This window comes from Frankia gtarii, from assembly GCF_025403375.1.
GTDB classification, from domain to species: Bacteria; Actinomycetota; Actinomycetes; order Frankiales; family Frankiaceae; genus Frankia; species Frankia gtarii.
On record NZ_JAMPTM010000257.1, the window covers coordinates 1 to 9,338 of the forward strand.

The 9,338-nt window shown below is 71.9% G+C and carries 8 protein-coding genes; 6 read left to right on the forward strand and 2 right to left on the reverse strand.

The genetic code is table 11. From position 1 onward, the window contains the following. The first annotated feature begins 348 nt into the window (after nucleotides 1-348). The 5 genes from NBZ83_RS26000 to NBZ83_RS26020 all read left to right on the forward strand — a co-directional run bounded on the left by NBZ83_RS26000 (nucleotide 349) and on the right by NBZ83_RS26020 (nucleotide 5,235). On the forward strand, nucleotides 349-564 hold the full coding sequence (locus NBZ83_RS26000) for a hypothetical protein (RefSeq protein ID WP_261571247.1): 216 nt from the start codon (nucleotides 349-351) through the stop codon (nucleotides 562-564). 17 nt (nucleotides 565-581) lie between these two features. Further along, on the forward strand, nucleotides 582-1,484 hold the full coding sequence (locus NBZ83_RS26005; protein ID WP_261575982.1) for a TlyA family RNA methyltransferase: 903 nt from the start codon (nucleotides 582-584) through the stop codon (nucleotides 1,482-1,484). Next, nucleotides 1,481-2,368, forward strand: coding sequence for an NAD kinase (locus NBZ83_RS26010; protein ID WP_261575978.1), 888 nt, complete (start codon nucleotides 1,481-1,483; stop codon nucleotides 2,366-2,368). The genes NBZ83_RS26005 and NBZ83_RS26010 overlap by 4 nt, the downstream gene beginning before the upstream one ends. 74 nt (nucleotides 2,369-2,442) lie before the next feature. Further along, complete coding sequence (recN, locus tag NBZ83_RS26015; RefSeq protein ID WP_261570899.1) at nucleotides 2,443-4,197, forward strand: DNA repair protein RecN; 1,755 nt, start codon at nucleotides 2,443-2,445, stop codon at nucleotides 4,195-4,197. A gap of 84 nt (nucleotides 4,198-4,281) precedes the next feature. After that, nucleotides 4,282-5,235 carry an aldo/keto reductase gene (locus NBZ83_RS26020; RefSeq protein WP_261570900.1) on the forward strand — a complete coding sequence of 318 codons (954 nt, stop codon included), beginning with the start codon at nucleotides 4,282-4,284 and terminating at the stop codon, nucleotides 5,233-5,235. A 104-nt stretch (nucleotides 5,236-5,339) separates the two neighbouring features. Here NBZ83_RS26020 and NBZ83_RS26025 read toward each other — a convergent pair whose 3' ends face one another. Together NBZ83_RS26025 and NBZ83_RS26030 are read right to left on the reverse strand one after the other, a co-directional pair. Then, on the reverse strand, nucleotides 5,340-5,732 hold the full coding sequence (locus NBZ83_RS26025) for a hypothetical protein (RefSeq protein WP_261575979.1): 393 nt from the start codon (nucleotides 5,730-5,732) through the stop codon (nucleotides 5,340-5,342). A 906-nt stretch (nucleotides 5,733-6,638) separates the two neighbouring features. Next, nucleotides 6,639-7,157, reverse strand: coding sequence for an NUDIX hydrolase (locus tag NBZ83_RS26030; protein WP_261575980.1), 519 nt, complete (start codon nucleotides 7,155-7,157; stop codon nucleotides 6,639-6,641). A 329-nt stretch (nucleotides 7,158-7,486) separates the two neighbouring features. On the opposite strand from NBZ83_RS26030, the gene pyrG reads away from it, so the two are divergent. Then, nucleotides 7,487-9,338, forward strand: a 1,852-nt coding sequence (gene pyrG, locus NBZ83_RS26035) for a CTP synthase (RefSeq protein WP_261575981.1), incomplete at its 3' end; no start/stop codon positions are given.

Below are 9,338 nucleotides of genomic sequence, written 5' to 3' on the forward strand. Positions count from 1 at the left end.
CTCGGGGTGGGCGGCCCTCGGTGGCGAGCCGGTCCAGACGGGCGGCGATGGTACGGAACGCGGACTCACACTGTGACCTGTCGGCCATCGGCGGATCCGGCCTCCTTCGGCTCGGTTCGGGGCCCCCGTCGGCGGGGGCCCTCCCATGGTGCCTTCCACCGGGCGGCAGGCGTCCCCAGGACGGCCCGCTCGGGGCACGCGGCGCGTCCCCGCCTGGGCTGGCCACCACCGCACTGGGATGCGCAGGCCGCCGCGACACGCCCCGCGGCGGGCCGCGAGATACGTCGCATGACCCACGTTGCGGGGGAGGCGTCGCACCATCGACGCAGAATGCGGGAGGCTGACACAGTGAGCACCGAGAACCTGCCCGCCGAGATCCGGGACGCGCTTGCGCGGCTGGAAACCCTCGACGTCGTGGCGACGTCGGAACATGTGGAGGTCTTCGAGGAGATGAACCGCCGACTGGCCGACGCCCTGGCCGACCTGGACGGGTCGGGTGGCGGCGCGGTGGCCGCGGCCGATCGGGTGCAACCGCGGCCCGGTCCGGTCCGGCCGGTTCGGTGAGTCGAGCAGGGGGCGTGGTGTCCCGTCGCGTACGTCTGGACAGCGAGCTCGTCCGGCGCGGTCTCGCCCGCTCGCGCGAGCAGGCCGTGGCCGCGATCAGCGCCGGGCGGGTCCTGGTCGGCGGCATCCCGGCGACGAAGGCCGCCACCGTCGTCGACGGTACGACGTCGATCGCCGTGTCCGAGAGCGACGACCCTGGTTGGGCGTCGCGCGGAGCGCACAAGCTGCTCGGCGCCTTCGCCGCCTTCGGCGTCCCCGCCTTCGACGCCGAGCCGGTCGAGCCGGTCGAGCCGGTCGAGCCGGTCGAGCCGGTCGGGGCGGTTCCGGGTGGGCCGCTGGTGGTGGCCGGGCGGCGTTGCCTCGACGTGGGGGCGTCCACCGGGGGTTTCACCGATGTTCTGCTGCGCCACGGCGCGGCGTCGGTCGTGGCGGTCGACGTCGGCTACGGGCAGCTGCTGTGGCGGCTGCGTTCGGATCCGCGGGTGCGGGTGCTCGACCGGGTCAACGCCCGTGCGTTGACCCCGGCCGAGGTCGGCGAGCCGGTCGAGTTGGTCGTCGGGGATCTGTCGTTCATCCCGCTGCGGTTGGTGCTGCCGGCGCTGCGGGGGTGCGCGGCACCGGATGCCGACTTCGTGCTTCTCGTCAAACCGCAGTTCGAGGTGGGTCGGGAGCGGCTCGGCGCCGGCGGCGTGGTCCGTGATCCGGCGCTGCACGCCGAGGCGGTGCGCGAGGTCGCCGCTGTCGCGGGCGGCCTCGGCCTCGGCGTTCGGGGCGTGACCGCGAGTCCGCTGCCCGGCCCGGCCGGCAATGTGGAGTACCTGCTCTGGCTCGCCGCGGGAGCGCCGCCGCTCGACGACGCCGCGCTCGTCCACGCCATCGAGGCCGGCCCGGCCGGGAGCCGACGGGAGCGTCCGGCGTGACCCGGGAGATCCTCGTCGTCACCCATCCGCGCCGTTCGATCGTGCGGGAAAGCGCCCAGCGGGTGATCGAGGGGCTGGCCGCCGCCGGGGTGTCGCCGCGGGTGCTGCGCGACGAGGCCGAGCAGCTTGACCTCACCGGCGCGACGATCGTCCCGCACGACTCCGGCGCGGCGGTCGGGGTGGAGATGGTGCTCGTCCTCGGTGGCGACGGCAGCCTGCTGCGCGGCGCGGAGTTCGCCCGCGGTGCCGACGTCCCGCTGCTCGGCGTCAACCTCGGTCATGTCGGTTTCCTCGCCGAGGCCGAACCGGACGCGCTGGAGTCCACCATCGACCGTGTCGTCCGCAAGGACTACACGGTGGAGGACCGGATGACCGTCGACGTGACGGTCCGCCGCCGCGGCGAGGTCACCTACTCCGGCTGGGCACTCAACGAGATGTCGCTGGAGAAGGCCGAACGGGCGCGGATGCTCGAATGCGTCCTGGAGATCGACGGCCGTCCGCTGTCCCGGTGGGGCTGCGACGGGGTGATCTGTTCGACGCCCACCGGGTCGACGGCGTACGCGTTCTCCGTCGGCGGCCCGGTGATGTGGCCGGGGGTCGAGGCGCTGCTCGTTGCCCCGATCAGCGCGCATGCGCTGTTCGCCCGGCCGCTCGTGCTCGCGCCGAGTGCCACCGTCGCCGTGGAGATCCTGGAGCCGGTGCCCGGCGTTCTCTACTGCGACGGGCGGCGCCTCGCCGAGGTGCCGCCCGAGTCGCGGGTCGAGGTTGTCCAGGGTCGGCGGCCGGTGCGCCTCGCCGTGGTGCACCCGCTGCCGTTCACCGACCGGCTCGTCGCCAAGTTCGACCTGCCCGTGGCGGGCTGGCGGGGCCGCAACGGGCGGTGAGCGTGCGCCGGCGGCGGTGCGGATGTCCACCGGAGGATGTCGGCGAACCCGGTGGGACGGCTAGAGTTCGGGGCGTGCTCGAGGAGATTCGCATCCGCGGCCTCGGGGTCATCGACGACGCTGCCCTCGCTCTCGCCGCCGGCCTGACCGTGGTCAGCGGCGAGACCGGTGCCGGCAAGACCATGATCGTGCAGGGTCTGGGCCTGCTCGCCGGCGGTCGGGCCGACTACGGTCTGGTCCGGCCGGGGGTGGAGCGGGCGTTCGTCGAGGGGCGCCTGGTCATCCCGGTGGACTCCGCGGTCGCCAAGCGGGTCCGCGACGTCGGTGGCGATCTCGATGACGACCCCGGCGGCGCCGTCCTCGTCGTCGGCCGGACGTTGACGTCGGAGGGCCGGTCCCGGGCGCAGGTGGCGGGCCGCTCGGTGCCGGCGAGCCTGCTCGCGGAGATCGCCGAGGACCTCATCGCCGTGCACGGCCAGTCCGAGGCGCAGCGGCTGCTACGCCCGTCCACCCAGCGTGCGGCGCTGGACCGCTTCGCCGGTGCCGCCGTCGCCGAACCGCTGGCCCGCTACGCCGTGGTGTATGCGGAGCTGAACCGGACCGCCCGGGCGCTCGCGGAGGTCACCGAACGGTCCCGGGAACGCGAGCAGGAGGCCGAGCTGCTGCGGATCGGCCTCGCCGAGGTGGAACGGGTCGAACCCGCGCCCGGCGAGGACGTCGCCCTCGCCGCGGAGCTGACGAAGCTCGAACACGCCGAGACGCTGGTGCGCTCCGCCCGCACGGCGCACGCGGCGCTGCTCAGCGACCCGGCGTCCGGCTCCGACGACCCCGGCGCCGTCGACCTGGTCTCCGTCGCCCGCCGTGTCATCGCCGGCGACTCCGATCTCGACGCCGACCTCGCCGACCTCGGCGCCCGGCTGACCGAGGTCGGCATGCTGCTCGCCGACGTCGCCGCCGATCTCGCCTCCTACGCCGAGAGCATCGACGCCGACCCGGAGCGTCTCGCTGACACCCAGGACCGCAAGGCCGCCCTGACCGGCCTGACCCGCGCGCACGGCACCGACATCGACGGCGTACTCGCCTGGGCCGACCAGGCCGGCCGCCGGCTGTTGGAGCTCGACGGCGCCGGCGAGAGCGCCGAGATCCTCACGGCCCGCCGCGACGAGCTGACCGCCGAGCTCGCCGGCCTCGCCGTCACGGTCAGCGAGGCCCGGTCGGCGGCGGCGGCGCGTTTCGGCGAGTCGGTCGCCGCCGAACTCGCCGGCCTCGCGATGCCCCGGGCCCGCGTCGAAGCCGTCGTGGCCCAGCGCGACGACCCTGCGGGCCTGCCCGTAGGCGACCGGCGCGTCGCCTTCGGCCCGGCCGGCGTCGACGACGTCGAGTTGCGCCTCATCCCGCATCCCGGGGCCCCGGCGCGGCCGGTGCAGAAGGGCGCCTCCGGCGGCGAGCTGTCCCGGGTGATGCTCGCCATCGAGGTCGTCCTCGCCGCCGACGACGCCGGCTCCACGATGGTCTTCGACGAGGTCGACGCGGGTGTCGGCGGTCGCGCCGCCGTTGAGATCGGCCGCCGTCTCGCCCGCCTCGCCCGCACCCATCAGGTCATCTGCATCACCCACCTGCCGCAGGTCGCCGCGTTCGCCGACCGCCACCTCGTCGTCCACAAGGCCGACGACGGCTCCGTCACCCGCAGCGGCGTCATCACCCTCGACGACGCCGGTCGCGTCCGCGAGCTGTCCCGGATGCTCGCCGGCCAGGAGGAGAGCACGCTGGCCCGCGGCCACGCCGAGGAACTCCTCGCAGCCGCCGCCGCCGACAAGGCCCAGCCGTAGGGCGCGGAGCTTGTCTTAGCGTGCGCTCCAACGCCTAGGGTTACCCGCTGACGGCGCACGGACCGGCGGGCAGGGAGCAGCGGCATGTATGAGGTCAACCTTGGTGGACTGAACGTCTCGGCTCAGGGGCTGGGCTGCATGGGGATGAGCGAGTGGTACGGCGCCACCGACTGGGACGAGTCGATCGCGACCATCCACCGGGCGCTCGACTTGGGCGTCACGTTCCTGGACACCGCCGACGTCTACGGGGCCGGGCACAACGAGGTGCTGGTCGGGCGGGCCATCCACGACCGCCGGGACCAGGTGCAACTGGCCACCAAGTTCGGCATCGACCGCTCCGGCGGTGACGGCGCCCGGGTCGTCCGCGGGGAGCGGGCATACGTTCGGCGCTCCTGCGACGCCTCGCTGTTGCGGCTCGGCGTGGACGTCATCGACCTGTACTACCTGCACCGGCCGCCGCAGACCGCCGAGATCGAGGAGACGGTCGGGGCGATGGGCGAGCTCGTTGCGGAAGGCAAGGTGCGATACCTCGGGCTGTCCGAGGTCGACGGCGCGCTGTTGCGGCGGGCGCATGCCGTGCACCCGATCGCGGCGGTCCAGAGCGAGTACTCGCTGTGGACCCGTGATCCCGAGACGACCGTCGTCGACGTCCTGCGCGAGCTGAACATCGGGCTGGTGCCCTACTCCCCGCTCGGCCGGGGTTTCCTCACCGCAACCGTCGACGGCACCGCTCTCGGTGAACGCGACTTCCGGGCCCGCAGCCCGCGTTTCGTCGGTGAGGCCGGCGAGGCGAACCGTGGGATCGCGCAGGCCGTCGCCGAGGTCGCCGCCCGCAAGGGCGTTGCCGCGGCGCAGGTCGCCCTCGCCTGGGTGCACGGGCAGGCCGGGCGGCTCGGTGTCCCGGTGGCCCCGATCCCCGGCACCAAGCGCCTGCGCTGGCTGGAGCAGAACGCCGCCGCTCTCGACCTTACCCTGGACGCCGAGGACCTGGCGGTGCTCGACGCCCTCGACGCCCAGGTGGTCGGCGCCCGCTACTGATCCCGCCCGTCGGAAACGGTGGTCGGGCAAGGCCGCCCGTCTGGGCGAGAGCCCCGAACGGCAGGGCTCCGGACCGAGTTGGCGGGTTGCCCGGCCCGGAGCCGTCAGCGCGCCGTGATGATGAGCGTGCACGGTGACAGGTTGACCGGGATGTCCGCGAGTACCAGCACCATGGACTCGCCCCTGGCCAGCGGGCGGGGGCTGCCATTACCGTGCGCCGTGGCGCGGAAGACCTGCTGGGTGCTCTGCCAGGTGAACGTCGGCCCGGCCACGTTGTCGATCCTCGGCGTGATCGCGTTGGGGTTCGTCGTGAGGTCGGTGGCACCGGTCCCGACGGGTACGCCCACATCGATGGTGCGCCAGTTCACGGGCTGCGGGTGATCGACGTTGGAGACGAGCAGATACACCGCTGCCTGGGAGGGCGCGGCCTGCCCGGTCCTCGACGTCTCCAACGGCGCCGGATCGGTGACAAGCGTGTAGGCCAGCAGGGTGGGCATGGTCAGGACCCTTTCTCGTGAGGATTCGAGGCGGTGCGGCCATACGGCGCGCAAAAAGCGCGCGTCACAAGAGTGGCAGCCTGTGCCAGTCCGTCACGGCGCCGTGTTCTGCCGCCGCGCCCCTCAAAGAGGGAACAGGCGCTGCCGCCGGTGAACAAGCGGTCAGGAAATCGGCTAGTCATGCCGTCCCGTGCTGTCAGGGAAACGACCAACGGCGACGGTGTATATGTAGCGCGAGCCTTTGTCTGGATCGGCTCGACTGTGCCGGGATCAAGTCTCGGATCGAGAGGCGAGGGCGTGGAGCCGCGGGCCGTCGATGTTAGGGTGCGTTGCCCCGGACGAACTCGAAGGGCTTCATGGCGGACACTCTACCGGTGCGGTTTCGGGAAATTGGCGAAATTTTGTGCATCGGTCACGGTCGGTCAACATCTTTTTGTAGATCCCCGGACCCCGCCACCTCTTCCGCTCGGATGGGCGGAAGAGGTGGCCTCCGGTGCGGCGGGAGGCATGGTGTCGTGAGTCATTAGTTCATGCACAGATTGAGGGGCGGCGTTTTCCCGATCCGAAACCCGGAGACCTTCTGGTAAGTTCCGCGAACTGCCTGGTCGGGGAGACCGTCAACACGACATCGAGCCGAACGATCTTCTGTCGATCTGGCCTGCCTGCCTGCCTGCCTGCGCGGGCGGGTCGGGGGTTGACCGTCCGTCAACCCGGCCGGAACCCTGGCCGCGGGAGCGGAATTGTTGTGTCCACCTGTTCGACCACGTCTTTTCATGATCGATGCCGACGACTTGGCCGTCCTTGACGGCCTCGGCACCCAGGTGGCCTGTGCCCGCTACTGATCTCCTGGTTCCGCCCCGCGGGAGACCTTCGGGCGGGATGAAACCGCCACGGTCCCGTTGCCGGTCAGCGAAAGGCGCCGCGGGCCAGCCGTGCCAGAGTCACATCGAGAACCTGAACGCGACCGTCGAGGGATTGCCGACCGTCCCACCAGGAAAGCGCGCTGATCTCGTCGTTCGGGAAGAAGGAAGCACCCGGGGTGGCGTGGCCCGCGTACACGGCGGCGTATTCGATGCGCTGTTCGGCGCCGAGGGCGAACCGGGCGAAACCGGCGAGGATGAGCTCGTCCACCTCGTACCCGGTCTCCTCGCTGAGCTCCCGGCGAGCCGCCTGCTGCGGTGTCTCGCCAGCGTCGATCATGCCGCCCGGTAGTTCCCAGCACCGGCGCAACCGGTTGAAGACCAGCAGCAGGTGGTCGCCGTGCCACAGTGCGACCAGGGCGAGAGGCATCGGCGCGTCCCCCACGTCGCCATCCGCGGGGCCGAACGCCAGCAGCCGGTTCCCGTCGTCGTCGACCGCGAGCGCCGCACCGCGATCCCCGTCCGCATCCCCGTCCCCATCCACGGAGGTGATCCGTTCTGTCACCTCTTCACCCCCTCACGTCCTCGATCACGGACTTCCTTGCCTTTCCGGGGGGACGAATCGGACGCGGAACCCCCCAATGGGGCAAGGAAGCAGGCTCCCACCGAGTGAGCGTCACGCGTCCCGACGTTCAGGGTCCCCGTGATGCGCCGGAGGCGCCCCGGGTGGTGGGCCCAGGAGGATCGCCGAAGGTGATCGGACGAGACCCCGTTCGGATGCCGGGAACCAGGGGTCCCCGTGATGCGCCGGAGGCGCATCACGGGGGAGGTGTTACCGTGAAGTCCCGTGGAGGCGTCGGGTCCGGACCGGCGGCGTGACCACGGGAGTTCCACGTGGGCCAGGTGCATGTTACGAAGCACATCTTCGTCACCGGCGGGGTCGCGTCCAGTCTCGGTAAGGGACTGACCGCATCCAGCCTCGGGCGGCTTCTCAAGGCTCGCGGACTGCGGGTGACGATGCAGAAGCTCGACCCGTATCTCAACGTCGATCCAGGCACGATGAATCCGTTCCAGCACGGTGAGGTGTTCGTCACCGACGACGGGGCCGAGACGGACCTGGACATCGGTCACTACGAGCGGTTCCTCGACGTGAACCTCGACGGTAGCGCGAACGTGACGACCGGCCAGGTGTACTCGGCGGTCATCGCCCGTGAGCGCCGTGGCGACTACCTCGGCCAGACGGTGCAGGTCGTCCCGCACATCACCGACGAGATCAAGGATCGGATCCGGCGGCTCGCCAACGACAGCGTCGACGTGGTCATCACCGAGGTCGGCGGCACCGTCGGTGACATCGAGTCGCTGCCCTACCTGGAGGCGATTCGCCAGGTCCGCCACGAGGTCGGCCGGGACAACGCGCTGACCGTTCACGTCAGTCTGGTGCCGTACCTGGCTCCGTCGGGGGAGCTGAAGACCAAGCCGACGCAGCATTCGGTGGCGGCGCTGCGCAGCATCGGCCTGCAGCCGGACGCGGTGGTCTGCCGGTCCGACAGGCCGCTGCCCGACTCGCTGAAGAAGAAGATCGCGATGATGTGCGACGTCGACGACGAGGCGGTCGTCGGGGCGCCGGATGCGAGCTCGATCTACGACATTCCCCGGGTGCTGCACCGGGAGGGCCTCGACGCCTACGTGGTGCGCCGGCTGGGGCTGTCGTTCCGGGACGTCGACTGGACCGAGTGGGACACGTTGCTGCGCCGGGTGCATCATCCGGCGAACACGGCGACGGTCGCGATCGTCGGCAAGTACGTCGACCTGCCCGACGCCTATCTGTCGGTGACCGAGGCGTTGCGGGCCGGTGCGTTCGCCACCGACACCCGGGTTGACCTGCGGTGGATCACCTCGGATGAGTGCGCCACGCCGGAGCAGGCCGCGGCCCAGCTCGACGGGGTCGACGGGATCATCGTCCCCGGTGGTTTCGGGATCCGCGGCATCGAGGGCAAGCTCACCGCGCTGCGACATGCCCGCGAGACCGGCCTGCCGACGCTGGGGATCTGCCTGGGCCTGCAGTGCATGGTCATCGAGGCAGCCCGCGGGCTCGCGGGTCTCGACGAGGCGAACTCCACCGAGTTCGTGTCCGACACCCCGCACCCGGTGATCTCCACGATGGCCGACCAGCACGAGGTCGTCGCCGGCACCAGGGACATGGGCGGAACCATGCGCCTGGGCCTGTACTCGTGCACGCTCGCCCCCGGCACGGTCGCCCGCCGTGAGTACGGGGTGCCCGAGGTTGCCGAGCGGCACCGTCATCGGTACGAGGTCAACAACGACTATCGCGAGCGGCTCGCCGCCGCCGGGCTGGTCTTCTCCGGCACCTCACCGGACGGCCGGCTGGTCGAGGTCGTGGAACTGCCCGCCGACATGCACCCCTACTACGTCGGTACCCAGGCGCATCCGGAGTTCCGGTCCCGGCCGACGCGGGCCCATCCGCTGTTCCGGGGGCTCGTCGCCGCGGCGATCGCGCACGCCGACCGCCGCCGCGGGGTGCTGCCCGTCGACCTGCCGGACGCGGACACCGCGGACACCGCGGATACCGCCGCCACGCCGAACCCAAGTCCCGGGGCCCGAACGGCTGCTGCCACGGCCGGCGCTACCACCGGCGCTACCGCCGGGACGGGGGCTGCCGTCGCCGAGGGTGCCGAGGATGACGCCGCGGCGCCGGCCGCGGCCGGTACGGGGCACGCCGGGGGTG

Excerpts from the sequence above, each read along its gene's own strand:
- NBZ83_RS26020 (WP_261570900.1), top strand. The coding sequence starts at position 4,282 with ATGTATGAGGTCAACCTTGGTGGACTGAACGTCTCGGCTCAGGGGCTG.
- NBZ83_RS26025 (WP_261575979.1), bottom strand. The coding sequence starts at position 5,732 with ATGCCCACCCTGCTGGCCTACACGCTTGTCACCGATCCGGCGCCGTTG.